Annotated in this window: 23 protein-coding genes, 1 tRNA gene and 1 pseudogene; 1 reads left to right on the top strand and 24 read right to left on the bottom strand. The window is 61.3% G+C overall.

Annotation, left to right across the window (positions count from 1 at the left end; translation table 11 throughout):
* Position 1: 1 nt before the first annotated feature.
* The 22 genes and pseudogenes from Q1A06_RS08365 to Q1A06_RS08475 form a co-directional block, all read right to left on the bottom strand.
* On the bottom strand, positions 2–1,456 hold the full coding sequence (locus Q1A06_RS08365; protein WP_299561463.1) for an aldehyde dehydrogenase family protein: 1,455 nt from the start codon (positions 1,454–1,456) through the stop codon (positions 2–4).
* Between the two features lie 262 nt (positions 1,457–1,718).
* Complete coding sequence (locus Q1A06_RS08375) at positions 1,719–2,396, bottom strand: ABC transporter ATP-binding protein (RefSeq protein WP_299561466.1); 678 nt, start codon at positions 2,394–2,396, stop codon at positions 1,719–1,721.
* The gene (locus Q1A06_RS08380; protein ID WP_299561469.1) at positions 2,393–3,142 is read right to left on the bottom strand and encodes an ABC transporter ATP-binding protein; all 750 of its coding nucleotides are present in this window, start codon (positions 3,140–3,142) and stop codon (positions 2,393–2,395) included. The genes Q1A06_RS08375 and Q1A06_RS08380 overlap by 4 nt, the downstream gene beginning before the upstream one ends.
* Positions 3,135–4,118 (bottom strand): branched-chain amino acid ABC transporter permease, encoded by a 984-nt coding sequence (locus tag Q1A06_RS08385; RefSeq protein ID WP_299561472.1) that lies wholly within the window; start codon positions 4,116–4,118, stop codon positions 3,135–3,137. The genes Q1A06_RS08380 and Q1A06_RS08385 overlap by 8 nt, the downstream gene beginning before the upstream one ends.
* Positions 4,115–5,035: a branched-chain amino acid ABC transporter permease gene (locus tag Q1A06_RS08390; RefSeq protein WP_299561475.1), complete on the bottom strand. Its 921-nt coding sequence runs from the start codon at positions 5,033–5,035 to the stop codon at positions 4,115–4,117. Before Q1A06_RS08390 ends, Q1A06_RS08385 begins: the two co-directional genes overlap by 4 nt.
* A 51-nt stretch (positions 5,036–5,086) precedes the next feature.
* Positions 5,087–6,238 carry an ABC transporter substrate-binding protein gene (locus Q1A06_RS08395; RefSeq protein WP_299561478.1) on the bottom strand — a complete coding sequence of 384 codons (1,152 nt, stop codon included), beginning with the start codon at positions 6,236–6,238 and terminating at the stop codon, positions 5,087–5,089.
* 218 nt (positions 6,239–6,456) lie between these two features.
* Positions 6,457–6,615, bottom strand: a pseudogene (locus Q1A06_RS08400) (enoyl-CoA hydratase); the annotation flags it as partial.
* Between the two features lie 99 nt (positions 6,616–6,714).
* On the bottom strand, positions 6,715–6,873 hold the full coding sequence (locus Q1A06_RS08405; protein WP_366523509.1) for a hypothetical protein: 159 nt from the start codon (positions 6,871–6,873) through the stop codon (positions 6,715–6,717).
* The gene (locus tag Q1A06_RS08410) at positions 6,870–7,034 is read right to left on the bottom strand and encodes a hypothetical protein (RefSeq protein ID WP_299561481.1); all 165 of its coding nucleotides are present in this window, start codon (positions 7,032–7,034) and stop codon (positions 6,870–6,872) included. Before Q1A06_RS08410 ends, Q1A06_RS08405 begins: the two co-directional genes overlap by 4 nt.
* 105 nt (positions 7,035–7,139) lie before the next feature.
* The gene (locus Q1A06_RS08415) at positions 7,140–8,816 is read right to left on the bottom strand and encodes an amidohydrolase (protein ID WP_299561485.1); all 1,677 of its coding nucleotides are present in this window, start codon (positions 8,814–8,816) and stop codon (positions 7,140–7,142) included.
* A 60-nt stretch (positions 8,817–8,876) separates the two neighbouring features.
* The gene (locus Q1A06_RS08420; RefSeq protein ID WP_299561488.1) at positions 8,877–9,902 is read right to left on the bottom strand and encodes an extracellular solute-binding protein; all 1,026 of its coding nucleotides are present in this window, start codon (positions 9,900–9,902) and stop codon (positions 8,877–8,879) included.
* Between the two features lie 25 nt (positions 9,903–9,927).
* Positions 9,928–10,683, bottom strand: a complete 756-nt coding sequence (locus Q1A06_RS08425; RefSeq protein ID WP_299562060.1) for an ABC transporter permease — start codon at positions 10,681–10,683, stop codon at positions 9,928–9,930.
* A 43-nt stretch (positions 10,684–10,726) separates the two neighbouring features.
* A complete protein-coding gene (locus tag Q1A06_RS08430; RefSeq protein ID WP_299561491.1) occupies positions 10,727–11,638 on the bottom strand; it encodes an ABC transporter permease in 912 nt (303 codons plus the stop codon).
* Positions 11,639–11,641: 3 nt separating this feature from the next.
* On the bottom strand, positions 11,642–12,721 hold the full coding sequence (locus tag Q1A06_RS08435; RefSeq protein ID WP_299561494.1) for an ABC transporter ATP-binding protein: 1,080 nt from the start codon (positions 12,719–12,721) through the stop codon (positions 11,642–11,644).
* Positions 12,722–13,185: 464 nt separating this feature from the next.
* Positions 13,186–16,296, bottom strand: a complete 3,111-nt coding sequence (locus tag Q1A06_RS08440; RefSeq protein WP_299561497.1) for an adenylate/guanylate cyclase domain-containing protein — start codon at positions 16,294–16,296, stop codon at positions 13,186–13,188.
* On the bottom strand, positions 16,293–19,259 hold the full coding sequence (locus tag Q1A06_RS08445; protein ID WP_299561500.1) for an NAD(P)-binding protein: 2,967 nt from the start codon (positions 19,257–19,259) through the stop codon (positions 16,293–16,295). Before Q1A06_RS08445 ends, Q1A06_RS08440 begins: the two co-directional genes overlap by 4 nt.
* Positions 19,260–19,588: 329 nt before the next feature.
* Positions 19,589–19,663, bottom strand: a tRNA-Phe gene (locus Q1A06_RS08450).
* Between the two features lie 102 nt (positions 19,664–19,765).
* Entirely contained in the window at positions 19,766–19,951 is a 186-nt protein-coding gene (yacG, locus tag Q1A06_RS08455) for a DNA gyrase inhibitor YacG (protein WP_299561503.1), read from the bottom strand.
* A complete protein-coding gene (locus Q1A06_RS08460; protein WP_299561506.1) occupies positions 19,948–20,979 on the bottom strand; it encodes a ribonuclease E/G in 1,032 nt (343 codons plus the stop codon). Before Q1A06_RS08460 ends, yacG begins: the two co-directional genes overlap by 4 nt.
* On the bottom strand, positions 20,976–21,554 hold the full coding sequence (locus tag Q1A06_RS08465) for a nucleoside triphosphate pyrophosphatase (protein WP_299561510.1): 579 nt from the start codon (positions 21,552–21,554) through the stop codon (positions 20,976–20,978). Before Q1A06_RS08465 ends, Q1A06_RS08460 begins: the two co-directional genes overlap by 4 nt.
* Positions 21,555–21,596: 42 nt before the next feature.
* Positions 21,597–21,815: a translation initiation factor IF-1 gene (infA, locus tag Q1A06_RS08470; protein WP_005978431.1), complete on the bottom strand. Its 219-nt coding sequence runs from the start codon at positions 21,813–21,815 to the stop codon at positions 21,597–21,599.
* An 80-nt stretch (positions 21,816–21,895) separates the two neighbouring features.
* The gene (locus Q1A06_RS08475) at positions 21,896–22,771 is read right to left on the bottom strand and encodes a carbon-nitrogen hydrolase family protein (protein WP_299561513.1); all 876 of its coding nucleotides are present in this window, start codon (positions 22,769–22,771) and stop codon (positions 21,896–21,898) included.
* Between the two features lie 143 nt (positions 22,772–22,914).
* On the opposite strand from Q1A06_RS08475, the gene Q1A06_RS08480 reads away from it, so the two are divergent.
* Positions 22,915–23,610 carry an NAD-dependent deacylase gene (locus tag Q1A06_RS08480; protein WP_299561516.1) on the top strand — a complete coding sequence of 232 codons (696 nt, stop codon included), beginning with the start codon at positions 22,915–22,917 and terminating at the stop codon, positions 23,608–23,610.
* 4 nt (positions 23,611–23,614) lie between these two features.
* Here the strand turns inward: Q1A06_RS08480 and Q1A06_RS08485 are convergent, their stop codons facing one another.
* Positions 23,615–24,094 carry a copper chaperone PCu(A)C gene (locus Q1A06_RS08485; RefSeq protein ID WP_299561519.1) on the bottom strand — a complete coding sequence of 160 codons (480 nt, stop codon included), beginning with the start codon at positions 24,092–24,094 and terminating at the stop codon, positions 23,615–23,617.
* A 105-nt stretch (positions 24,095–24,199) separates the two neighbouring features.
* Positions 24,200–24,499, bottom strand: coding sequence for a 50S ribosomal protein L28 (gene rpmB / locus Q1A06_RS08490; protein WP_299561522.1), 300 nt, complete (start codon positions 24,497–24,499; stop codon positions 24,200–24,202).
* Positions 24,500–24,582: the final 83 nt, after the last annotated feature.

The raw sequence follows: 24,582 nt of genomic DNA on the forward strand, positions 1-24,582 counted from the left end.
CCTATCCGTGAAAAGCCGCGACCGTCTTGAGCGTGGTAAAGCCGTACAGCGCCTCGAAGCCCTTTTCGCGGCCGTGCCCCGACAGCCCTGATCCGCCAAACGGCAGCTCGACACCGCCGCCTGCGCCATAATTGTTCAAGAAAACCTGCCCTGCACGCAAGGCGCGCGCCAGCCGCATCTGCCGGGCCCCGTCACGCGACCAGACAGACGCGACCAGACCGTAGGAAGTGCCGTTCGCAATGGCCAACGCCTCTGCCTCGTCCTCGAATGGGATGACAACCTGTACGGGTCCGAAAATCTCGTCCTGCGCCAGCGCATGTTTGGGGGCGACCCCTTCGAACAGCGTTGGCGCAACATAGGCGCCGCCGGACGGCGCATCCCCGATGACAGTGCCGCGCCCAGCCACGTTCAGATCGCTTCCGGCTGACAGAAACCCTTCGACGATCTCTTTCTGCCGCATCGACACCAGCGGCCCGACATCCAGATCGGCCATCGCAGGACCAGAGCGCAGCGCGTTGTAGCGATCCGACATTGCCTGCACCACGCGGTCATAGACGCCGCACTGCACCAGAATGCGCGATGAAGCAGAGCACGTTTGCCCCGCATTCTGAATGCCCGCGTTGACCAGAAAGGGCAGCGCAGCGTCAATGTCCGCATCGTCAAAGACGATCTGCGGGGATTTCCCGCCCAGTTCCAGCGTCACCGGCACAATGTGATCGCTCGCCGCACGTTGGATCATCCGCCCCGTGCCGACCGAGCCGGTGAACGAGATGTGGTTCACATCCGCGTGGGCGGTCAGCGCCGCACCTGCCTCGGCCCCCAGCCCCGGCACCACGTTCAGCGCACCGGCAGGCAGGCCCGCGCGGCGGGCCAGTTCGCCGAACGCCAGCGCGGTAATGCACGCCTCTTCGGCTGGCTTGAGCACGGCGGCATTGCCGGTGGCCAGTGCCGCGCCCACGGACCGACCGATGATCTGCATGGGGTAGTTCCACGGGATGATGTGGCCGGTGACGCCGTGCGGTTCGCGCAAGGTATAGACAGTGTAGCCGTCCAGATAGGGGATCGTCGTTCCGTGCAGCTTGTCTACGGCACCGGCGTAGAATTCCATGTAACGCGCCAGCGCCACAACATCGGCGCGCGCCTGTTTCAATGGCTTGCCGACATCCAGTGCTTCGAGTTCCGCGAGCGCGTCGATGTTTTCAAGCACCAGCGCACCGATCCGGGACAGCACGCGGCCCCGCTCTACCGCCGTCGCACGGCCCCAGTCTCCGTCAAACGCTGCCCGGGCGGCAGCGACTGCGCGGTCGATGTCGTCTGCCGATCCGCGCGCGATCTCGCACAGCGTGCTGCCGTCGGACGGATTGATGAGCGGCAGCGTTCGACCATCCTGCGCTGGTACCCATTCGGTACCGATCAGGCACAGGGAGGGGTCCATGTCCAGCGGTATGATCGTCATGCGCCTGTTCCTTTGCATCGTTTCCGGGCGCGAACTTTCGCAACCAATCCGGTCCTTTGCAAGCCGCAAAGCGGTGTCAGACAGCGATCTTCGCCGTCGCCGTCAGGGTCCGTGCCGACAACGGCTGACCACCGCATCCGGACAAGCGTCAGAAAACGCCTCGACGCAATCGTTGATCATTTCGAAACAGCGCGGATGGAAAGTGGTGCCCGCCGGATCGCAGTGTTTGAACAATATCTTTTGCTTCATAGTAAACGGCACGTCAGACTCCCAGATACTGCGTCGTCACATCCGTCATCGCCCCGCGCCAGACCGTCTCTCCCCGCTCAAGGACCACTGCGCGGTCCGCGACCTGTCGCAGTTCGCGCAGGGATTTATCCACGAGCAAAATCGCCATGCCGGTCTGCGCCTTCAACATGGCGATTGACGCCCAGATCTCCTGACGCACGATGGGGGCGAGCCCTTCGGTCGCCTCGTCGAGGATCAGCAGGCGCGGATTGGTCATCAATGCGCGCCCGATGGCCAGCATCTGTTGCTCTCCACCCGAAAGCGAAGCGGCGGACTGGCTTTTTCGTTCTTCAAGCCGCGGGAACAGTGTGGCGACCTTGGCCAGATCCCATTCGCCCGCGCGCGCAGCGGCGGTGAGATTTTCCAGCACCGTCAGGTTGGTGAAACAGCGCCGCCCTTCGGGCACCAGTCCGATGCCCATCCGGGCCGCGCGGTGCGCGGGCACGCCGGCCAGATCGTGATCTGCGAAATGGATGGTGCCGGCGGTAGCGGGCAGCAGCTTGCAGATCGTCTTGACGGTTGTCGACTTGCCCATGCCGTTGCGTCCCATCAGCGCCAGCACCTCGCCCTCTGCCACCTCCAGCGAGACACCGAAAAGCGCCTGCGATGCGCCGTAGGACGCGGTGACGTTTTCGAGGCGCAACAGGCTCATGCGTCCTCTCCCAAATAGGCGTTGCGGACGGTTTTATCGGCGCGGATCTCGTCGACGGTGCCGGTGGCGATGATCCTTCCGTAGACAAGCACGCTGATCCGGTCCGCGAGCGCGAACACCGCGTCCATATCGTGTTCCACCAACAAGATGGGCGCCTCTGCCCGCAGACCGTCCAGGAACGTCGTCATTGTCTCGGAACCCGAGGTGCCGAGGCCCGCCATCGGCTCGTCCATCACGAAGACGCGCGGATTCAACGTCAAAGCGACGGCGACTTCAAGCTGCCGCCGCTGCCCGTGCGACAACTCCGACGTGCGCATCCGCGCCTTGTCACGCAGCCCGACCCGCTCCAGCGCCGTTTCCGCGCGGTCGCGCAAATCGCTGTGACCCAGTGCGCTCTGCCAAAAGCGGAAGGGATTGCCGCCGGCGCCCAACGCCCCCAGCAGCGCGTTTTGCAAAACCGTATCCTCCATCGCCAGTTCAGAAATCTGGAACGTCCGACCCAACCCACGCCGGGCGCGCTGCGCCGTGCTGAGCGCGGTGATGTCACGACCATCCAGCAGAACCTGCCCCGCATCCGGACGCAGCCCCCCGGCGATCTGCTTGATCAGAGTGGATTTGCCCGCCCCGTTCGGACCGATCAGCGCGTGGATCTCGCCCGCCCGCAGATCGAGGGTGATGTCTTTGCTCGCCTGAAGCGCGCCGAACGACAGGCACAATCCGCGCGTTTGCAATACAGGGTCAGTCATGCGCCGCCTCACGACCCGTCAGCGTTCCGATCACGCCACCGCGTGCGAAAAGCACGATCAGCAGCAACAGCGCGCCAAGGTAGATGTGCCAATAGTCCGACAGGCCGCCCAGAAGATGTTCGAGAATGATAAAAAGGATCGCACCGACCACCGGACCGAACAGCCGCGCCACGCCGCCGATGATGACGAAGACCATGATTTCGCCGCTGGTTTGCCAGCTGAACATCACCGGGCTGACAAAACGGTTCAGGTCAGCGAACAGCGCACCGGCAAGGCCGGTGATCATGCCCGACAGCGTAAAGGCGACCAATTGCAAGCGGTAGGGCGAAATTCCGACAGTCTCGACCCGCAGTGGCGTTTGTCGCGCGGCACCCAACGCCAGACCAAAAGGCGACTTTGCAAGCCGCGCGAGCAGAAAAAGTACCGCGCAGAGCACCCCCAGCACAATGCCGTAGAACTGGATCGGATCGAGTGTATTCAGCCCCGGAAAACTGTTGCGGACGTAGATCGACAAGCCGTCCTCGCCACCGTAGGCAGGCCAGCTGATCGAGAAGAAATACAGCATCTGACCAAAAGCAAGCGTGATCATGATGAAGTACACGCCCGACGTGCGCAGGCTGAGCGCGCCGATGCCCAACGCCGCAAGGCCCGAAGCGAGGATTGCAGTAAGCCAGATGACCGGCATGGATTTGCTGCCCTCGAAAACGAACGGCTGGGTGAAGATCGGATCATACGCCTGCGCATGGCTGGCGAGGATTCCCATCGCATATCCGCCGATCCCGAAAAACGCCGCATGGCCGAAACTGACCAGCCCGCCGATGCCGAGGGCGAGGTTGAGGCCTACACCGGCAAGTGCCAGGATCGCGGCCTTGGTCGCCAGGGTAATCATAAAGGGCTCGTCCGCCATCCACGCCCAGATCGGAAACAGGACCAGCCCGGCCACGACGACCGCGTTCAATATCCGTTCGGTGGTCATGCGCGGGCTCCGAACAATCCGGTGGGTTTCCAGATCAACACCACAGCCATCAGGATGTAAATCAACATCGACGCAAGCGCCGATCCCGCCGAGGTCGCTGTCGCGGGATCTGTGAACAGCTTGAAGAGGTGCGGCAGCAGAACGCCCCCCAACGTATCGGTCAAACCGACCAGAAGCGCGCCGATCAGCGCCCCCTTTATCGAGCCGATGCCGCCGATCACGATTACCACGAAAGCGAGGATCAGCACCGGTTCTCCCATGCCGACCTGCACCGACTGGATCGCGCCCACCAAAGCGCCCGCCAGCCCGGCCAGCCCCGCGCCCAGCGCGAACACGATGGTGTAGAGCTTTGAGATGTCGACACCGAGCGCCGCGATCATCTCGCGGTCATTCTCGCCCGCGCGGATCTGGATGCCAAGGCGGGTCTTGCTGATGAGCACGAACAGACCGGCGGCGATGGCAAGGCCGATGCCGATGAGCGTCAACCGATAGAGCGGATACTGAATTCCGCCGGGCAAGGTCACAGGTCCCGAAAGGTAGTCGGGAATGTTGAGATACAGCGGAAAGGAGCCGAATATCCAACGGGTGCCTTCGGAAAAGATCAGGATCAGCGCGAAGGTCGCCAGCACCTGATCGAGGTGATCGCGCGCATAAAGGCGACGGATCACAAGCACCTCGATCAGCGCACCCGCCGCCGCCGCCGCGGCAAGCGCCGAAACGAGCGCCAGCATGAAAGACCCCGTTGCCCCCGCCACCGCCGCCGCCGCGAAAGCGCCGACCATGAACAGGGAGCCATGCGCGAGATTGATGAGCCCCATCACTCCGAACACGAGGGTCAGGCCAGCGGCCATGACGAACAGCATTACGCCAAGTTGCACGCCGTTGAGGATCTGTTCTGCCAACAGGATCGGAGACATGGGGGGACTTTCCGGGAAGGGTTCGGGGCGATCTTCGCCGCCCCGGTTTGTTTATTGCATCTGGCACTCGGCGGCGTGGGCGTCGCCGTGATCCTCAAGCGCCGTGCCGATGATCTTGTTGGTATATACGTCACCTTCCCTGATCACTTCACGCACATAGATATCCTGTATCGGGTGGTGGTTGGTGTTGAATTTGAATTCCCCCCGCGTACTGGCAAAATCCGCCTCTTCCAGCGCCGCCTGAAAGGCGTCCGCGTCCGAGATGTCGGCCTTGTCCATCGCGCTCAGCAACAGGTTCGCGGTATCGAACCCCTGACTGGCGTACAGCGACGGCAAACGTCCGTACTCGGCCTGAAAGCTCTCGACGAAGGCCGTGTTTGTCGGATTGTCGAGGTCCTTGCTCCACTGCGAGGTGTTCACAACGCCCAGCGCCGCATCGCCCACCGCTTGCAGGATGCCCTGGTCAAAGCTGAACGCGGGACCGACGACGGGGATGTCAACGCCGCTGTCGGCGTATTGTTTAAGGAACGAAATACCCATGCCGCCGGGCAGAAAGAAGAACACGCTATCGGCGCCCGATGCACGGATCTGCGCAATTTCCGAAGCATAGTCGGTCTGTCCCAAGGCGGTAAGTAACTCCCCCGATAGTTCACCCTCGTACTGACTCTTGTACCCGGTCAACGCGTCCTGTCCGGCCGGATAGTTCGGTGCGAGGATGAACGAATTCTTGTAGCCAGCCGAATTGGCATAGGCCCCCGCCGCCTCGTGCAGGTTGTCGTTCTGCCACGCGACATTAAAGTACAACGGGCTGCAACCGCGCCCCGCCAAAGCGGACGGACCGGCGTTGGGCGAGAGATAGAATTTGCCCTGCGCCACAGCACCCGGAATGACGGCCATCGCCAGATTGGACCAGATGATGCCGGTCAGGACATCCACCTTTTCGGACTGGATCATCTTGTCGGCAAGCTGCACCGCGATATCTGGCTTGCGCTGGTCATCCTCGATGATGACTTCAAGTTTGTCGTTGCCCGCCTGCTTGGCGGCCAGCATAAAGCCGTCGCGCACGTCTATGCCAAGGCCCGCACCACCACCAGACAGCGTGGTGATCATACCGACCTTGACCTTGCCCGCATGGGTATCGGCAAAGGCACCTCCGGCCAGACCTGCGATGCAGGCGGCAAGTGCGAGTGTTCTGGGTGTCATGTGAAGTCTCCTTGTTGAGGTTGGAACGCGCCTCTGACGGGTGCTTTGGGGTTTAGTGTCGCGCTTGAGCAGAAAGCGCAGGATCTTGCCGGTCCGAGTTATCGGCAGTTCGTCGCAAAACACAATGCTGCGCGGATATTTATACGGTGATGATCGGTTTGATGTAGTCCAACAGCGCCACGTCATCGCGCCACCGATATTGAGTCAGTCGGGGTAGTCAATCGGTTGTAAAACCCCCAGCGATCGCCCTCGTCGGCGTTCATCGCGCACCCGGTACAAAGCAATTCCGCCGAGCACCACTGCCCGATGATGCGCAACAGGATCGCGCAAGCCCCAATGTCGCAGCCCGCTAGCCTGACGCGCGCGAACAGGAACGCGCAGTTCGTTCTTGATCACCCGGGTGGCCTTGAGCAGCCACAATCGCAGGCGGTGCTCCGACGCAGATTCGGTTACGTTGAAGTAAAGCGACACGTTGTTCATATCTCGCCCCCCGTTAGGTTAAGCGTGCGGCCCTTCACCGACCGGGCAGCGGGCGCGCAAAGATAGAGCGCTGCAGCCGCGACCTCGGCCACCTTGGTGAAAAGCTTTTGCGGATTACCCTTGGACAAGGATTTTGCCGCGGCTTCGTAGCTCACTTGTCCATGTTTTTGGCGATGGAGGTCTCGAGCATCGGGGTGTGGATGAAAACCCGAACAGATGGCGTCGACAGTGATGCCTGTGCCTTGGGTTGGCGCAGCTTGGACGAGATGGCAACGTAAAGACCGGCTGGACCGCCATCGAGGCAGGCAAGGCGCATTTCCCTCTCCGAGTTCGCTGCTGAAACAAGGCTAGGCGCCTGCTGGGTTCGTTTCATGGTTTAGTATTTTGGGTTTGAAGGATGCAGGAAGGTCCGGGCCGGCAGTTACCGTTGAAATGTCACTGCACCGTCACAGATCGTCAAGACTGCGTACGCCTGCGTGATGTCATCGGGCGCGAGCCGGAACAGATCCATGTTCAATACGGCCACATCCGCCATCATCCCTGCCTTCAGCATGCCTTTGCAGTCCTCGTTGAACTCGACCCATGCGTTGTCGCGGGTGTAGCTCGCGAGCGTATCGGTCAGGGTTTGCGTCTGGTCGGGCCACGCCGACCCAAGATCGAGCGGCGCGATCGCGGCGCGGATGTTGGGCATCACATCGACTGGAATCACCGGCCAATCGGTCGAAAAAATAACGCGCGCACCGGTGTCGCGGATCGTCTGCCACGCGTAGGCGCCCGCGATCTGGTCATCGTGCAGATACTGGCCGACTGCCCCGGGCGGAAAGATATGGCCGATGGGCGCATGGCCGGGCTGAATTGACGCGACGATGTCAAACTCGGCAAGGCGCGGTATGTCGTCGGGGTGCATCACCTCGAGATGCTCGATCCGGTGGCGGCTGTCGCGCGCGCCGTTAGCCTGTCGCGCAGCGGCGAAGGCGTCGATGGTGCGGCGGACGCCCGCGTCCCCGATCGCGTGCACCGCGATCTGAAACCCGAGACGGTCCGCCTCGATGCAGGCGGCCTCGAAATGCTCTTGGGTGAACACCTCATCGCCCGCGTTGCCACCCGCGCCCAGCACGCCGGGATAGGGGCGCAGCATCAACGCGGTGCCGCTTTCGATAACACCGTCGAAGAACATCTTGACGTGGCCGCAGCGCAGCTTGTCGCTATGGAACCTGTTGCGCATTTGCGGCGCTTCGGCGGCGATGCGGCTGATCGGATCGGTTCCCTTCATGTGGAACGGCACGAGACAGCGGCACGGCAGACGGCCTTCCGCGTCAAGCTCGGACAACAGCTCAAGCTGATAGGTATTGCCGTCCATCAGGTGCAGACCGGTGATCCCCTGCGCGGCACAATGCGCGAGGCCCTTCGCGATTACATCCTTATCCATTTCGCGCTGCGCGGGCGTGGCGGGCGGCTGTGGATCCTTGCCGGTGGTCAGACCCAGCATCTCTCGGCCCGCGTGGTCGGTCATCGCAAGGACCGCGCCGTAAGCGCCCGGCTCAAGTAATTCGCCGGCGGCATACCCATCGTTGCCGATCACGACTTGCGATCCCGCATCGACTCGCGCGCCGCGAAATAACCCCGCAGCCTTCAAAGCAGCGGTATTCGCCCAGACGGTGTGATGATCGGGCGCAAACAGGGCCAGCGGTCGGTCGGGCAGGATCTGGTCCAGATCATGCCTTGTCGGCGTCGCGCCGGTGCCCAGAATGCCGTAATCTGCCATCACACAGAACACCAGATCGCTGTCCGGGTATGTTTCTGCATAGGGCAGGATGACTTCGGCCATCGTCTCCAGACCTTCAACCCCATACAGGCTCGGCAGGGTCAACTCCACCGATCCGGTAAACAGGTGCACGTGGCTGTCGATCAATCCGGGCAACACCGTGCCGCCATTCGCATCATATACCTTGGTGTCCGGACCGGACAGCGCAAGGATCGCCGTGTTATCACCGACTGCCGTGATCAGGCCTGCGGTAATTGCCAGCGCCTGCGCCGTTGGTTGCTCGGGATCAAAGGTCATCAGCGCACCATTGTGCACGATCAGATCTGCGGTCATCCGACGCTCCCGATTGCTGAGGGGATCCATGGCCCTGCCGAAAGCGGGCCATGGATACGGTTACTTCTGGAGTTCTGTCCAGATCGCAGTGTAGAGCTTGGTCGCTTCCGGTGGGCAGGTTCTTGCGACATAGGCCGCGCCTTTCAACTCGGCGGGCACGACGATTTCGGGCGCGGTCTTCATGTCCTCGGGCATGAATTCTTCGGACCCAGCGATGCCGTTGGCGTAGCGCGCAAACGACGACAGCATGGCCGCGTTTTCAGGCGCCATGATAAAATTGAGGAAGGTTTTCGCCTCTTCCACGTTTGTCGCATCGGCCAAGATCGCGGCGTTGTCCATCCAGACGGGATAGCCTTCCTGCGGATAGCCGAAGGAAATATCGGCGTTCTTGGCGCGCGCGCGCATCGAGGCACCGTTCCAGTTTGATCCCGCGGCCACATCTCCAGCTGCGTATTTCTCGATCATGCCATAGTCCATCGAAATCCAGCTTGGCTTGGCGGCCTGCAGCATGTCGCGCACCTTCTTGAGGACTTCCTTGTCGGCCGTGCATTGCTCTCCGCCGACGTAGTGGATCGCGAGGCCCATCAAGTCGTTCATCTCGGGCGTGACGTTGATTTTACCCTTCAGTTCTTCCGGCGGATCGAAGATCACGGCGGAGGTGTCGATGTCGCCATCGTAGACGGATGTGTTCACCGTCACGCCGACTGTTCCCCACTGCCATGGCACGGTGTAATTGCGGCCCGGATCGAATTCGACATCGACCCACTGCGGGTCCATGTTCGAGAAGTTTTCCATCTCGTTTGGCTTGCTTTCCATCAGCAGGCCTTCGTCGATGAAGATCGGCACATAGGTCCCCGACGGCACGACAATGTCGAAGCCGTGACCGCCCGCCTTGATCTTGGCCAGCGCCGTATCGTTGCTGTCGTAATCGGTGATCGTGACCTTGATGCCGGTCTCTTTCTCGAACTTCTCGATCATCTCGGGGCTGGTGTAGTTGCCCCAGTTGTACAGGTTCAACTCTCCTTCGGCGAAGGCCGGAGCGGCGAGTGCCAGAAACATCGCGGTTGTTGCCAGTGTCTTGGTCATTTTGGTCTCCCTTGGTGACGGTGATTTATTTTTTCATTTTGCTCAGCACGGTGAAGGCAATCACCATGAGGATGGATATGCTAAGCAACGCGGTGGAAATCGCGTTGATTTCCGGCGTTACGACACGTCGCAATTGGCCGAGCATGTAGGTAGGCAGTGTATCCTGTCCGGCGGATTTGACAAATTCGGTGATTACCACGTCATCGAGGCTGATCACGAAGGCCAGCATAGCGCCCGCAAGAATCCCCGGCCAAAGCTGTGGCAGGGTGATCCGGCGGAACACCTGAAATGGCGTGGCATATAGATCCGCCGCCGCCTGTTCGAGCGTCAGATCCATGCCCTGCAACCGTGCTCGGATCGGCAGATAGGCGAACGGGATGCAGAACGCCGAATGTGCGAGGATCAGGTAGAACAATCCGGTATACCCGGTCGCCACCTTGATCCCCGCGAAAAAGATCAGCAGCGCCACGGCGGTCACGATTTCGGGCACCATCAGCGGCTGGTTGATCAGTGCGAAGACGACGCTCTGGCCCCTGAACTTGCGCGTGCGGGTTGTGGCGAGCGCCGCCATGACCGCCACGGAGGTCGAGACCGCGGAGGCCCAGAGTGCGATGATCAGGCTGCGTACCGTCGCCTCCTGCACCTGCTCGTTCTGCCAGGCGGATTGATACCAGCGCCACGAAAACCCCTCCCAGATCGCTATAGAGGAACCCGCGTTGAACGAATAGATCACCAGCAGGATGATCGGCATGTAAAGCAGCACAAAGCAGCTGAACGCGATGGTGGTAAAGCCTGTTTGGCGGTGAACGTCGTACCTTGTGTATCTAGCCACGGTGCGGCTCCTCGCTGCCGGCGGCGCGCACGTAGAGCAACAGGGCGAGCATCACTATTCCCAGAAGCGTGATCGAAAGCGCCGCCCCCAACGGCCAGTTACGCCCCTGCCCGAACTGCAATTCGATCAGGTTCCCGATCATCAACTGGTTGCCGCCACCCATCACCCGCGGCGTGACGTAGGCGCCCAGCGACGGCACGAACACAAGGATCGATCCGGCGACAACGCCAGGCTTGACCAGCGGCACGATCACCCGGCGCAGGACCTGAAACCGCGTTGCGTAAAGGTCATAGGCCGCCTCGACCAGGCTGAAATCCAGCCGCTCCATCGCCGCGTAAAGCGGCAGCACCATCAGCGGCAGATAGACATAGACCATCCCCACGAGAATCGAGAATTCGGTGTACAGCATCTGGATCGGGGCATCGATGACACCGAGCCACAGCAACAGCGTATTGACCGTGCCCTCGTTCCGCACCAACTCGACCACCGCGAAGGTCCGGATCAGAAGGTTGGTCCAGAACGGGATGATGATCAGCAGCATCCACAGATCGCGCTGTTTTTTGGGCCGCGTCGCGATGAAATAGGCGGTGGGAAAGCCAAAGAACAGGCACAAAACCGTGGTCATCAGCGACAGCTTCACCGAACGGGCGAAGATGCTCAGATGCGCGTCGGAAAAGCCGAGCGTGTCGTCGAAGATATCGCGCTGCATGACAACGTTGAACCACGCATCGACCGAAAACTGCCATTCCACCCCGCCGTAATCGCCGGGTGTGAGAAACGAATAGACGAGCGTGATCAGCAACGGGCCACTGGCCGCGATCAGCAGGATGACAAGCGCGGGCGCCAGCAAGAGCCAGCGGGTGCGCGCGGCGCGCTGTTGCGTGGCTTGGGCAAGATCAGCCATCCGTCAATCCCTCAACACCTGCGCCACGTCATCGCCGAACCGCACGCCGATCCGCTGCCCCGAGGCATAGGCCGCCTTGATCTCCGGCTGGTTCTGGCGGCGCACGACAAAGCCCGTGCCGTCGTCCAGCGCGATGTGATAATGCGTGTCGGTCCCGAAATAGACGATCTCGCCCAGTGTGCCGGCCAGAAGCCCTTCATCCTCGGACGCAAGGCTTGCGTGCTCGGGCCGGATCGCCAGCGTGACCTTGCCCTTCTGTTTGACGTCCGCGTGGCCGCGCGCCTTCACCGTCTTGCCCGACGACAACCGCGTCTGGATGCTGTCGCCCTCAAAGGCGGTGATCTCGGCGGGCAGGAAATTGGTGTCTCCGATGAAGTCCGCGACGAAGCGTTCGGCAGGCTGGTCATAGATGTCGCGCGGCCCGCCGACCTGACGAATGGTGCCGGCACTCATCACCGCGATGCGGTCCGACATTGCCAGCGCCTCTTCCTGATCGTGCGTCACGAAGATGAAGGTGATGCCCGTCTCCGTTTGCAAACGCTTCAGTTCAAGCTGCATGTCCTTGCGCAGCTTGAAGTCCAGCGCGCTCAACGGCTCGTCCAACAGCAGAACCTTAGGCTTGGGCGCCAGTGCGCGCGCCAGCGCGACACGCTGTTGCTGGCCGCCTGAGATTTGGCCAGTCTGGCGGTCCGCCATCTGGGTCATCTTTACCAGTTCCATCATCTCATCCACCGTCCGCGTGATTTCCGCGCGCGATTTGCCCAGCATCTCAAGCCCGAAGGCGATATTCTGAGCCACCGTGAGATGCGGGAACAGCGCATAGTTCTGGAACACAGTATTCACGGGCCGCTTGTGCGGCGGCAAGGCCAGCAGATCCTCGCCGTGCATTGTTAGCGTGCCTTCGGTCGGATGCTCGAACCCCGCGATGAGGCGCAACAGCGTGGTCTTGCCACAGCCCGACGGACCCAGCAGGGTGAAAAACTCGTTCTCCAGAATATCGATTGTCGCCTCTTCGAGAGCCACAACGGGAGGCTGTCCCGGATAGACCTTGCGCAGTTTCCGCGCGCTGATCGCTACTGTCACACACATCCCCGATGTTCAAATCTTCACCAAACCACCTTCGGCCATCCGGTTCTGAATTACCATGATTGCGGCAACCAAGCGGCGATGAAATCACATCGCCCGGTTATATTTCGGACGTTTCTGAGCGAATGAGGGGTTAGGTTTGGATCAAACCCTGAAGGGAAGAGGCGTTTGACGGCTGCGCACGCCATTTGTGCATGTCAGTGACGATTCCTTTGTTTTGAACGCTGCCGGTGGATGCTGCGTAGCAAACTGCAATTCGACGCCTGCCGTCTCATGCGGACTGACGCACCGGGGACGGGTGATCCGACACCGGTACGTGATATGCATGCGGAGGCAAGACCGGCTCCACGTGCGGGCGGCCCTGCGCGAATGCGAAGTTGCAGCACTGTGGCAGGACCAACCCTGCCGCCTTTCAAGCGCCGACGGATAGAGCAATGCGCGCCTGAGCTACCGCAGGTGCCTTATATCGGCGCGATGAAAGCACGTCTGGCGGTAACAAAGGCGGGGTGCAGTTCCGATCCGGGCAGGTGCAGCGCGCAGAGGGTTTTTTCCAGCCATGCCTGAGCTTCCGGCGTTCCCGTTTCGACGCTCATCAGTCGGGCGCGGGACGCAGCGATCAAGGCGGCCCAGGCACGGCTTCCCGTGCGTTCTGCCCGTGCCTGTGCACGATCCAGCAGTGCATTGGCTGGCCCCCGCGCTTCGGGATCGGTCAAAATCGTCACCTCCGCCTGCAGCCTCAGCACTTCGGGTGCATAAATGAGATCGCGCCCGACCTGGTTCTCGCTAAGTGCTTCGTTTATCGCGTCCTGCGCATCCTGCGGCCGTCCGGTTTGCGCAAAACAACGGGCCAAAGTTGCCATGTGATAGGCCTGCCCCATATGCAGCCCGATCGCCCGTGTCTGATCGGTTGCAGCTTCTAGTGCCGCAGTCCCACTCTCCGGGTCGGCGTTCCGCACAGCTTCGTGTGCCAGCCATATCTGTCCGGCAACGATCCAGAAGGGCTGTCCGATCTCGGCGGCATATTCTGTCGCCTCTGCGATAACGGCACGGTAATCTTCGTCCGAATGGGCGTATGTGAGCGGGGCAGCGCCATAGATGCGAATATACGGGCGCAGGAAAGGCAGATTCAGAAAGTCCTCATGCTCCCGCGCGGCGGCACGCGCCGCTTGCCAATTCGGCAAATCGCCGGCGATATACCTGGTGTGAATGCGGAACAGATGGGAAATCTCGAGGCTGTCCATCGAATAGGTGACGGCGTGCAAACGGTGGAGTTCGGGCACATACAGCCTTCGGGTCTCTGCGGTTGCCGCCTCCTGCGCCGCCAGATCGCCGGTGTTCCAGAGGACAAGCGATCTTGCCGCGGCGGCCAGCACTTCGAGCGACGGCTCGACCGTCGCGATCTCGTCCATGCGGCGCGACAAACGGATCGCACGATCAATTTCGCCGATCACCATGTAATGCGCCCAAATACCCCAGGCGATCTGGAATTCGGTCTCACCGTTGCGGTCCCCGGACAGGCACAGTTCGAGCGCACGGCCATAGGCCTCGGCGACGCTGGCGTCGGAGAATCCCCGGTGCTGCACCAGCGCCAACCCCAGCGAGAACCTCATCATCATTTCAAGCCGGTCCCGTAATCCATCGGCTGTCGGCACCTGGTCGAGATTTTCTTCGGCGCGTGCCAACAGGCGCACGGCTTCGGCGATCTCCCCTCTGGCCAGCGCCAATTGCGCCGCCTCTATCAGCTTAGGCATTGCCTCGCTGATGCGCCCCGCCCCCTTGAGGTGATAGGCAGCGGTGATCGGCGAGACGGACAATACGCCGGGTGCTACTGTTTCATAGGCTTCCAAGGCGGATTTGTGCAGTTTGTGCATATGTGCCGCCATCAACGTGTCGATCACGGCCTCCCTTATCAGCGCATGGTCAAAACTGACCGCGCCATGCTCGCCCGGACGGAGCAGACCCCGCGCGATGAGCCGCCCGATCTGTTCGTAGACCTGCGCTTCGCTCGAATTGAGCATCGCCGCAAGCACGTCGACACGTACTGCGGACCCTAGCACCGCTGCCGCCTCCACCAGGTCCCGAGTGTCTCCGAGATTGGTAAACCGCTCCAGCAGCGCCTCGATCATCGTGGTGGGAATTGTATCTCCGGGGCGGCTGTCTGGCCGTTCGAGCACTGCCCGCGTGATATGCTCCACATAAAGCGGGACACCGTCGGCCCTTTCGACGATCTGGGAACGCGTCACACGGTCGATCACCCCGTCGGTGTCCAGCGCCGAGATGACCCCGTCCATTTCCGACACATCCATCTGCCCAAGCTTGATCAGCCGCGCATCTGTCAGCGGGAACGCAGCCCCCTCCGGGCGCCGCGTCGCAAGGATCAGCAGACTCCTGCCCCGAAGGACGTCCGGCAGGCCGCCGATCAGTTGCAGACTGTCCGCGTCGAGCCAGTGGGCGTCATCCAACAACAGGGTCGCCGGGGTGGACGGCACACGCTCCTTCAGGACCTGCAAGAGCGCGTTCTTGATCATCGGGGCGCGCAACTGTGGCGATACCGGTTCGTCGTTCAGGTTGCACAGAACCACGAGACCTGCCAGCGCGTCGGGGGGCGCCCATGCCGTCAATGCGGCCTTCTGGCTGTCTCGCGGTGCGTTGACCGACGCATCGGCGAGCGACAGAATGAAGGGCCTGAAAGCAGCAAAGCTCTTCTCGCGGCGATGGCGCTGCGCGCGAATGATAAACGCGTTGCCCTCCCCTACGGAACTTTCAAGAAAGCTTTCGGCGAGCGAGGTTTTCCCGAAACCGCCCTGCCCCTCGATCACGGCGCTCAGGACCTGTCCCTTCTGCACCTCGGTCCAGACGTCGCGCAATGCGTTGCGCATCGGGTCACGTCCGACAAAGGCGGTGACACGCTCTCCGCTGATCGCGGCATCGACCAGCCAGACCCGCACAGGATCGGCAAAACCGCGCAGATTTCGCGACCCCAATGGCGTGAGCGCAAATTGCGTCGGATCGAGCCTTTGCCCGGTTTCAGACGAGACGGCGATCCGGCCCGTGCCGGCCTCCGATTGCAGCCTTGCCGCAAGGTTCACCGTTCCGCCGATCGCCATCGTCTCCGCGGCTGCGGCACCTGTGTTGGTGTCGCCGACGACCATCCAACCTGTCGCGGTCCCGGCACTTGCCGAAATTTCGCCGTTCGGAACGATCAGGTCGCGGTTGCGCTCGATGATGCGCAAGCCCGCGCTCACTGCCGCGTTCGCGCTGTTCTTCACCGGTTCGGGATAACCGAAATAGGCGAGCATCCCATCGCCCATGTATTTGGCGACGTATCCGCCGTGATCGGTCACAGCATCGTTACAGATCTCCTGATAGCGCGAGATGAGATCGAACATCATTTCATCCCCAAGCTGCCGGGTAAGCTCTGTCGAACCGGCAAGGTCGCAGAACAGGACCGTCATGTAATGCGAATGGATGGACCGCTTTTCCTCCACCCGCGCCCCGCAGGCGCTGCAGAACTTGGCGGCCTTGGCGAGCGGGGCCGCGCAATGCAGACAGGTCGCGCACATTTCGGTCATGTCTTGAGCGTCCGCAACAGCTGGTGGGATTGCAGCGGATTGTTGATCGTCGCATCGCTGGTCAGGAAAAAGCCACCCAACGAGGATGTGCGGATGTCCGGTGTCTTGATGATCCCCTTCGGAAGCCCGAAGACGTCCGAGGAGATCCGGATCTGCATGTTCAGTGGCTCAAGCTCGGCCTGACCGAGGGAAAAGTCATAGACCGAGTACTGCCACTGGCCGATCCGGTTGCGCGTTACCATCGCCATTTCATAGCCGGCCCGCACCTTGTCGAAAAACGGCAGGGCGTGTGCCCGGGTCTTCGCGCCCGCGCGCTCGAAACTGCACGAAATGATTTCTTCATCCGTTTCTGCATCTCGTATGATGTAGTTATCCATGTCAACATGCATTGACGCGCGTTCTTTGGGAAAGCCGTAGCCGTAGATGCCCAGCAGGATCGGCGGCAGGCTGTCGAGATAGAGCTTTGTCGGAACAATCAGCGGCGGCAAGTCCTGAAGCGACGGATCGGCGTGGCGCACCCAGGGTACCGCGCAGATAAACTCGGAATAATTCATCCCGAACGGCAGCTGGTTCGGGCGCACGTCGCGCTGTCGGGCAAACAGCAATATCACCGGATGATCGCCGGTTTCCGTGATGGTTTGTTCGCCCAGCACCAACCCCTTGGGTAAAAGCTTCTGCACGATTTCGCGCGCGAAGGGCACCACCACTGATGCCCCGGTGGTTTGTGCCATCCCGTAGACCGAGCTCCATGGCCAGGCCGAATTCTGCGCGCGGATGGTTTTGAGAACGGGCGCCATCGGCACCTCTTTCTCCGGACGGTGACCCGATCCGCCGGGCACGGGATTGACCTCTTCGCCCACGATCGACGGCCGTTCCTTGCGCAGACCCGCCGCCGCCCGCAATCCGGACATTGTGGCGGCCTCGACGCATCCTGCATTGATGCCGGTATAGGTCCAGTCGCCCGCCAGCCAGAGATTGGCAAAGCCGGACCGGTCCGACCGCAACCTTGCGGTGGTCGACCCCGGCGCCGACAGGACATAGCGTTCCGCCGGCTCGAAGTTCGCCCGAAAATACTGCATATCCCAAGGATCGTCTGACGGCCCGTACTCCATTTCGACCAGTGCCTTGGTGTCGAACTTACCGTCGTCGCCAAACGCGGTAGGCCAAAGCTGCGCGCCGTGCATGTCCATCCACTTGCGGCTGTTCGACCGAACCTGCGCGCGGGCGCGCTCCGGAAAGCCGGTATCGGAGAATAGCGGTATGTCCGCCGGATCCGGTAACGGGCCGCAGAAGTAGGCGATGCTGCCGGGTGCCTGCCCCTCCGGCCAGTCCTCGACGCCCGCCAGATGGGTCATGTCAGCCCAGGTGTTCATGTCGTCGGCGTAGGCGGTCAATATCGTGTCTCCATGCGGCCAGCCCAGTTTGGCCGTGTCCGGTTTGAGCCAGAGTTGCATCGCCTGGGTTGCGGTCGTCTTTACCCGCTCGATCATCTCGCGCCAGGCCGGGTCCGCGTCGATCAGATCCCCGGCGATATAGGGCAGCGCGCCCAGCGATATGCCCAACACGACCTCATCAAAATCCTTGCCTCGTTCGAGGCTTATCTGCTGGACGGGTTGCCAATCGCTCCAGGAACTTTCCAGATCAATCTTGCGCGCCGCGAGGTCTTTGCCCTCCTTCAACTGATCGAAATCCGGCTCGGAAGGCCAGCAATCAAGGCCCTTGACGTTCACGAAAGGGTTATAGGGAGGCGTCAGGACAGTTGCCTGCCGGTCGATCTCGATCGTCTCAATATGCACCCCTTCCAAATCGAGCTTGAGATCGCGTACCTTGTGAAAGAACTCGAACTTCACGCCCCGCGCCGCCAGCACCTTGTAGTAAGGTGTGAAAATCGTATCTCCCATCCCCGCGTTCATCTTGAAAAAGATCGAACCTTTGTAGGTGAAAAACAGACGCAGGCTGCCGTTCAGGAAAACACCGGCCCCGATGGCCCGGTGCGCATGGTCGGTCATTCCCTGCCTGAACCCGAAGGCATAGTCATAAACCGCCCGCACCAGCGGACCGTCGATGGTTTCTCGCTTGGAACCGTGTCGTTCGAGCCAGGCGGAAATCTCGACATCGTCGATGACATCGAAGCCGTGCAGATAGACACCGTCGGCAACCATCCCCCTGAGCGCAGCTCCCCCCAGATCAAGCACCTCATAGAGAAGACGGGACGTCTCATCGCCATGGCTCTTTGCTTCGATCGCGATACCATTGCGCTTGACGGCGCGATGTGCGGCGCGGGTAATGTGTTCGAGCGCTTCGGTATCTGCGGGGACATGTGAGTTTGGATCCTTGGGCAAAGACTGCGCCAGATCATCCAGCCAATGCACTGCCGTGCCGCTTTCGGTATCCACGGCGAAGCCACGCCGACGCGCCAGATGCTCCTGCACATGCGCGGGAAGGGTCACGGCGGGGTGTGGGGCGTGCTTTAACTTTCCACCAACCTTGTCGAGCACGGCACGCAAATAGCCTGCAAGCTCCGTGAAATACTGCCAAGGCGTAAGCGTGACACCGCCCGAGCCGGGGATGGCATCGTTGTTCTCAGGTCTCAGAGGCAACATCGTCCAGGCGTGATCAGAATAATCTCCGAGCGCAATATTGTTGTGTGCGGTGAACGATTCCCCGAATGATCCATAGACGCCGCCGATCCCGGAACTGTTCAGCTCATCCAGACATTCCTTCATCTGCTTGATCGCGTTGTCGTAGAAACCGGACCAGACATGCAACCCGTGCTCTTCGATCCGTTGATGCGCCGACGCCCGCCTTCCGCTTGCCCCCTTGCCGCCCAGACGCCACCCTATCTGGTAGACCGTGACGTCGTACTCCTGTTCCCATCCTTTTGCCGAAGTCAGCGCGAAGGCAGCGGTCACCGCTCCGACACCACCTCCAAGAATAGCGATCTTTTTTGGTGGTCTCGACATCACATCCGCCCCCTGCAATGCTATATTTCGTCGGTACAAATCGACTGAGTTAACGAAACGAAAGCGGTTCCATGTTGCGTATGTTTGCCGTTCAAATCAAGAGCCTTGGATTTTCGACGGGTTGATGACGTCGATTCATCGGGGACTAATGACTGCAAAGCCGGTTTGTGCCGTACGAATTAATGATGTGGAGAAGTTATCAAATGGGTAGGTGCATTCCTTCAAGGATTTTCAGTTGGAAAAACGGTACCCAAATGACACCCAACGGATATTAAGGCTAACTCACCTGTAGCGATTTTCGCCAACCACCTGCTTTAATTTGATAAACATGGTGCCCGGGGGCGGAATCGAACCACCGACACGAGGATTTTCAATCCACTGCTCTACCCCTGAGCTACCCGGGCATCGGGACCAGTGAACTGGTCGGGTGAGCGCGTTCTAGGGGGAACCGGCGAGGGTGTCCAGCCTCTTTTTGGCGGGAAACGACGCCGCGTTCCAGGAAACGCTCAGTGTTTATCTTCGTCTTTGCGCGTGTCCAGTGCATCGATCACCTTTTCAACGTCTTCGGGATCGTTAGACGGTACCGCGTACGCGCCATTGAGCCACTTCGCCAGGTCGACGTCGGCACAGCGACGCGAGCAGAACGGGCGGTAGTCCGGCGCGGTTTTACGATCGCAGATCGGGCAGCTCATGACAAGATAGCCGCCAATGGTGCGCGCATGCGTTTGCGCTGCAATTCGTAGTGGCCCAGCGGCGTCCAACCGACCAACGCGGTTTCCACGTCATCGTTTCTGAATGCCGCGCGCAGGGCTGTTTCAAACGGCCGACGGTCCTTTTTCGGCATCGGTGCGAGATCGAGCGTGATTTGCCCGCCCAGCCCCTTGAGACGCAACACGCGGGGCAAAGCGCGCGCGCAGGCCATATTCGCCTTGATCCCGGCCGCGAGGGAGGCGTCGTTGCCGGTGTTCACATCCACGGCGACCAGCGCGCGCGTCGGCTCCACGTACATTGACGCACCGCCGGGCAGGGAGACATGTTCCTGCGCCAGCGCGTCGAGTGCATCCAATACCCCGTACGTCTCGAAACCACCCGGATCCGTGACGACCCCGGCCTTCTCCGCCCATTCGCGCCACGCCAGCACATGCGGTCCGTCCCCTTCCGACAGGGTCTCCATCTCTGTGCTGTCGTCGGACATCACAGTATCGGCCAGTGACAGCATGGCTTCGATATCCTCGGCAACCGGCTCCGCCTCGACCCCCGCGCATGACGAGCGCAGGATCAGCCCGTGCGCGGCGCCCGCCATCGCGTCGTGCGCGATTTCCAGCAGGCGGTCACGCTCGGGCTCGTCGCGGATGCTGCGCGAAACATTGAGACCGGGCGCATCCGGCGTGACAATCGCGTAGCGGCTCTTGAACAGCAATTTCGCCGTCACCGGGATCGCCTTGCCCTCTTCGGCGTATCCGGTGACCTGCACGAGAATCGGCTGTCCGGGGGCCAGACCCCTGATCTGGCGCAGAAAGGCGGATCCATCCGGGGTCTTGAGGAACATACCCCCCTGCCCCTTGACCGGGCGGTCCGCAATCGCGCGGTAAATGGTGCCGACACGCGGCGCGTCGTCGACGTCGACGTCGATCAGAAGGTCTTCGAGTTGTCCGTCGACGACCAACGCTGCCGCCTCCGTATCGCCCAGCGTATCGAGTATGATTGTGCGGCCTTTCATGGGCGCTCTCCGTATAGAGGGTATCCCGCTGCGCGCAGCAGATTGGCCGTTTCGGCCAGTGGCAAGCCGACGATGCCGGTGAACGATCCCGATATCCAAGGGATCAGCGCGCTTGCAGCGCCCTGGATGCCGTAGCCGCCTGCCTTGCCTTGCCAGTCACCGCTGTCGAGATAGGCGTTCAACTCATCATCAGCCAATGATTTCATCCGCACCGTGCTCATGACGTCGCGCTCCCAAACCCGGGTGCCGCGCTTCACTGCGACGGCGGTGATGACCTTGTGCCGACGCCCCGACATCAGACGCAGGAATGATGCCGCCTCGTCGCGGTCGGCGGGTTTGCCGAGGATGCGGCGGCCGACGGCAACGGTGGTATCGGCACACAGAACGATGTCGCCCTGCGTGGCCTCGACTGCAGCAGCCTTTTCGCGCGAGATGCGCGCGCAGTAGGGCCGCGGCAGTTCCGCCCTGTGCGGTGTCTCGTCGATGTCGGGGGGCCGGATTTCATCGGGCACAACACCGATCTGCGCCAGCAGTTCAAGACGGCGCGGCGATCCTGATCCGAGGATGAATTTCATCGCAAAGCTCCTCGCGACCGCCTGCGGCGGCGCGCCAAAGCGTTATTTGAAACGGTAGTTGATCCGGCCCTTGGTCAGATCATACGGGGTCATCTCGACCTGCACCTTGTCACCCGCCAGAACGCGAATGCGGTTCTTGCGCATCTTTCCTGCCGTATGCGCGATGATCTCATGGCCGTTTTCAAGCTCGACCCGGAACGTCGCGTTAGGCAGAAGTTCCTTCACAACACCGGGAAATTCGAGCGTATCTTCCTTGGCCATGGTTTCTCCTGTAAACACAGCCCTCTCAGTGAGGGCACGCGCCTAGATGAGCGCATCCGCGACGATTTTCAAGGGGAGAGTCACTTCAGAGCCACATTTAACGCCGCGCCGTCGCGTCCGGCCTGCTCGTCCCAGTGCGCGCGGTTCAGAACGACACCGTCGGCACGCACATGCGCGATGGTTTCGAGGGCCACGTCCGCGTAGGTCCAGCCCGGCACGCAGATCTCGGCGGCGGCCAGGACGCCGGTGGGCGGAAAGCCGGTATCGGGCGGGCAAAAGATACCGCCCGCGCCAAAGCTGGTGCCAAGCGCCTCGGACCACTGCGCATCGCCCACCACCGATGACATTGCGGTGACGCACTGGTTCTCCAACGCGCGTGCCATCGCGCCCGTACGCACCCGCCAGTACCCCGCCAACGCCTCGGTCACACTGGGTACGGCGATCACGTCACACTCCGACAGCGCCCGCCCCAAAAGCGGAAATTCGCTGTCATAACATATCAGTATGCCGATCTTTCCGATCGCCGTGTCGAACACCTGAAGGTGGTTTCCACCGACAACGCCCCAGATTTCGCGCTCGAACCGGGTCATGATCTGTTTGTCCTGCACGCCGATCTGACCGTCGGGCGTGATCAGGCGCGCCCTGTTCACGGGCCGCATCTGTGTCGCCGCCGGACCCGAGGCTGCAACGATGTGTACATCGTGCGCCGCAGCGAGCCGTTGGTGCAGCGTGTCCGCATCGGCCATACGGTCGGAGACCGCAAACAGCGATTTCTCCAGATCGCCGGCCACGTCCATGCCGGCGAGTGTTGCCAGTTCCATCGCCCCGTATTCGGGAAACACCAGCAGATCGGCCCCATTGGCTGCAGCATCACCCACCCACGCCGCTATCTTGTCCTCGTACTGTGCCCACGACGTGAGCGCATTGAGCGGATAGGCGGCGGTGGCGATTCTCATGGGGCACTCCTGCGGGGTCTCATCGGGGGCGATTGTGCCAAGTCATGGGGCGCGCGACAAGGGCACAACGGGCGCTTGCGGGTTGACGGACGCACCGCCGCACCGCAAAAACGCTGCGACACCCGAAACCAAAGGCAGCCCCCATGAGCACCATTGTCATCCTCACCGGCGCAGGCATTTCCGCCGAAAGCGGTATCGAGACGTTTCGCGCGGAAACCGGTCTTTGGGCGCAGCACCGGGTCGAGGATGTCGCGACACCGGAAGGTTTTGCCAAAGACCCCAAGCTTGTGGTCGATTTCTACAACGGCCGGCGCATACAGGTGGCCGGGGCCGAACCGAACGCGGCGCACAAAGCGTTGGCGCGGCTCGAAGCGGAACACACGGGCGAAGTGCTCGTCGTTACCCAAAACGTCGACGATCTGCACGAACGCGGCGGCACGCGGAACCTCATCCACATGCACGGCGCGCTCAACTCTGCGTTATGTGCGGGCTGTGATCATCGTTGGCCCATCGCGGGCGACATGCAGGTCGGGCAGCAATGCCCCGCTTGCAGTGCGCCCACGGCTCGCCCCGATGTCGTGTGGTTCGGTGAAATGCCCTATGAGATGGACCGTATCTTCGACGTCCTGGGGCGGGCGGATTTTTTTGCCGCGATCGGCACCTCCGGCAACGTCTATCCGGCGGCGGGTTTTGTGGCAGAGGCCACGCGCGCGGGCGCGGACACGGTCGAGATCAATATGGCCCCAACCATCGTCGGATCCGAATTCACTTCGTCGATCATGGGTCCCGCAACGCAAACCGTGCCTGCATGGGTCGACAAGATTCTCAAGTCGAATTGACGACCTAGCGGTCGAGATCAACCAATACCGAAATCGGTACGTCTCCCGCCCGCTCGAACACAAGCGTAATCGGAACAATGGCACCCTGCACCAGCGGCTCTATCAGCCTGGAAAGCATCAGATGGTCTCCGCCGGGAGCAAAGCGATGCTGCGCCCCGTCCGGCAGTGCGATACCGTCAGTGATCTGCGTGGTCGGTGCCGCTCCCGCATCGCCCTCTCCCTGACGGTGCAGCATGGCATCATGCGCCAATGCCGATCTTGCTCCTATCAGACGGTCGTCTTGACCTGTCCGGTTCGTCAGCGACAGGTATGTAACGGCTTCCTCTTCCGCAAACCCGATGCCAGTGACGTAGGCCTGTTCCACCACAAATGCCGCATCCGACTTGTCGAGTGGTGAAAGCTTGACCGAAACCACCGCCATGACCACAGCCAGAAGTCCAACAAGGGCCGCGACTGCAATCACGGTCGATCTGTTTTGGACCATATTCCGTCCCCCCCGATCGCGACCCGACAGAAAGGCCGCGTTCAAACGCAACAACCCCGACCTGATCGCAGGTCGGGGCTGTCAAATCTTCACCGTCTGGTCAGCTCAGGACAGAACGTCTGCTTCCATACCGGATTTCTTGATCGCCTTTTTGATCTTCAACGCGTTTTCGGACAGTGTGTCGTCCTTTGCTTTCGCAAGAAACTTGTCCAGACCGCCGCGGTGGTCGACGCTGCGCAGAGCAGACGCGGAAATGCGCAGTTTGAACCCACGGCCCAGTGCCTCGGACTGCAACGTGGTGTCGTTCAGGTTGGGCAGAAACCGGCGACGTGTGCGGTTCTTGGCGTGGCTTACGTTGTTGCCCGACATCGGGCCTTTTCCGGTCAATTCGCAGCGGCGCGACATGAGCTTATCCTCTTGGTAGGGTGCGACACACGAAGGTTCGGCACCACGGCTGAACAGATCGCGCGGGCGGCGATCCTAAATTG

It is taken from the genome of uncultured Sulfitobacter sp. (assembly GCF_947497275.1).
Taxonomy (GTDB): domain Bacteria; phylum Pseudomonadota; class Alphaproteobacteria; order Rhodobacterales; family Rhodobacteraceae; genus Sulfitobacter.

Bases quoted from the DNA above. Each gene is read 5' to 3' on its own strand.
- Q1A06_RS08365 (WP_299561463.1), bottom strand. From the start codon at position 1,456: ATGACGATCATACCGCTGGACATGGACCCCTCCCTGTGCCTGATCGGT.
- Q1A06_RS08375 (WP_299561466.1), bottom strand. From the start codon at position 2,396: ATGAGCCTGTTGCGCCTCGAAAACGTCACCGCGTCCTACGGCGCATCG.
- Q1A06_RS08380 (WP_299561469.1), bottom strand. From the start codon at position 3,142: ATGACTGACCCTGTATTGCAAACGCGCGGATTGTGCCTGTCGTTCGGC.
- Q1A06_RS08385 (WP_299561472.1), bottom strand. From the start codon at position 4,118: ATGACCACCGAACGGATATTGAACGCGGTCGTCGTGGCCGGGCTGGTC.
- Q1A06_RS08390 (WP_299561475.1), bottom strand. From the start codon at position 5,035: ATGTCTCCGATCCTGTTGGCAGAACAGATCCTCAACGGCGTGCAACTT.
- Q1A06_RS08395 (WP_299561478.1), bottom strand. From the start codon at position 6,238: ATGACACCCAGAACACTCGCACTTGCCGCCTGCATCGCAGGTCTGGCC.
- Q1A06_RS08410 (WP_299561481.1), bottom strand. From the start codon at position 7,034: ATGCGCCTTGCCTGCCTCGATGGCGGTCCAGCCGGTCTTTACGTTGCC.
- Q1A06_RS08415 (WP_299561485.1), bottom strand. From the start codon at position 8,816: ATGACCGCAGATCTGATCGTGCACAATGGTGCGCTGATGACCTTTGAT.
- Q1A06_RS08420 (WP_299561488.1), bottom strand. From the start codon at position 9,902: ATGACCAAGACACTGGCAACAACCGCGATGTTTCTGGCACTCGCCGCT.
- Q1A06_RS08430 (WP_299561491.1), bottom strand. From the start codon at position 11,638: ATGGCTGATCTTGCCCAAGCCACGCAACAGCGCGCCGCGCGCACCCGC.
- Q1A06_RS08440 (WP_299561497.1), bottom strand. From the start codon at position 16,296: ATGACCGAAATGTGCGCGACCTGTCTGCATTGCGCGGCCCCGCTCGCC.
- Q1A06_RS08445 (WP_299561500.1), bottom strand. From the start codon at position 19,259: ATGTCGAGACCACCAAAAAAGATCGCTATTCTTGGAGGTGGTGTCGGA.
- yacG (WP_299561503.1), bottom strand. From the start codon at position 19,951: ATGAGCTGCCCGATCTGCGATCGTAAAACCGCGCCGGACTACCGCCCG.
- Q1A06_RS08460 (WP_299561506.1), bottom strand. From the start codon at position 20,979: ATGAAAGGCCGCACAATCATACTCGATACGCTGGGCGATACGGAGGCG.
- Q1A06_RS08465 (WP_299561510.1), bottom strand. From the start codon at position 21,554: ATGAAATTCATCCTCGGATCAGGATCGCCGCGCCGTCTTGAACTGCTG.
- infA (WP_005978431.1), bottom strand. From the start codon at position 21,815: ATGGCCAAGGAAGATACGCTCGAATTTCCCGGTGTTGTGAAGGAACTT.
- Q1A06_RS08475 (WP_299561513.1), bottom strand. From the start codon at position 22,771: ATGAGAATCGCCACCGCCGCCTATCCGCTCAATGCGCTCACGTCGTGG.
- Q1A06_RS08480 (WP_299561516.1), top strand. From the start codon at position 22,915: ATGAGCACCATTGTCATCCTCACCGGCGCAGGCATTTCCGCCGAAAGC.
- Q1A06_RS08485 (WP_299561519.1), bottom strand. From the start codon at position 24,094: ATGGTCCAAAACAGATCGACCGTGATTGCAGTCGCGGCCCTTGTTGGA.
- rpmB (WP_299561522.1), bottom strand. From the start codon at position 24,499: ATGTCGCGCCGCTGCGAATTGACCGGAAAAGGCCCGATGTCGGGCAAC.